The sequence below is a fragment of the Mesorhizobium sp. M7A.F.Ca.CA.004.12.1.1 genome (genome assembly GCF_003997835.1).
In the GTDB taxonomy this organism is placed as follows: domain Bacteria; phylum Pseudomonadota; class Alphaproteobacteria; order Rhizobiales; family Rhizobiaceae; genus Mesorhizobium.
Window position 1 is genome coordinate 1 of sequence record NZ_RZRK01001246.1, and the last position, 1,128, is coordinate 1,128.

1 protein-coding gene is annotated in these 1,128 nt (G+C 65.2%); it reads left to right on the plus strand.

The annotated features are described in order from the left end of the window. Window positions 1–160: 160 nt before the first annotated feature. Window positions 161–1,128 (plus strand): MFS transporter (locus EN984_RS35510; protein WP_127384398.1); only part of this gene is annotated, 968 nt, incomplete at its 3' end.

The window sequence follows — 1,128 nt, forward strand, 5'->3', positions numbered from 1 at the left end:
AAAAAACGCTTGAGCTCAACCCCGGTTGAGGTTTTACAAGCCTGCCCCGAGCGCAACAACGCCTCGATCCAGCGCTGTCGATCCGCATGGTCCTGCCGGAAACCCGTACTGGCTTCTGGCGTCCTGCGCTGGCGTCGAGATATGCAAGACGGGGGTGGAAATGACCGAGATCAGCACGAACAGGGTCGACTGGCGCGTATTGTGGGCAAGCGGCGACCTGGCGCGCTTCTGCTTCATCAGCCTCGGCATCCTGCTGCACGCCACCAACGAAACGATGGTGGCAACGGTGATGCCGGCCATGGTCGGCGAACTGGCGGGCGTACAGCTCGTCGGCTGGTCGCTGGCGATCTACGAACTCGGCGCCATCGTTGCCGGCGCGGCCGCCGGACGACTGGTGAGTTATGTCCCCTTGCGCACCAACATGGTGGTCGCCGCGCTGCTCTACGCAACAGGCGCGCTGATATGCGCCACCTCGCCTTCCATGCAACTGTTCCTCGCCGGCCGCCTGATCGAAGGACTTGGCGGCGGTGCGCTGGTGTCGCTGGCCTTCGTCTCGGTCGAACGACTGTTCTCGCGCGCCATCTGGCCGCAGCTTTTCGGCATCATGTCGGCGATCTGGGGCGTCGCCGCCTTCAGCGGACCATTGCTCGGCGCGATCATGACCGAGCTGTTGTCATGGCGCTGGGCCTTCGGCATCTTCACACTCGGCGGCGCCGCCATGGCGCTGGCAAGCTTCCTCGTGCTCGACACGCCGCAGGCGACGAAACCCAAGACGAGCACGGGTAAGGCGCCGCCCTTCCCGTTCGCGGCCCTTGGCTGCCTTGCCGTCGCCGTGGTGTTGATCGCCTCGGCCGGCGTCGACATCGCCTTGCTGCGCTCTTCGCTGCTGATGGCCTTCGGCCTCATCGGCCTGGTGCTGTTCTTCACCATCGACGCGCTGAAGCCGCGTTCGCGGCTGTTCCCGGCGCGGCTGTTCTCATGGCGCACGCCGGTCGGCGCCGGCATGACCATGGTTGCCGCCTTTTCGGTGGCGACCTGTTCCTTCGGCGTCTACGGACCGCTGTTGCTGACCAGCCTTCACGACATTCCGCTGCTGACCACCGGCTACATCATCGCCGCCGAATCGAT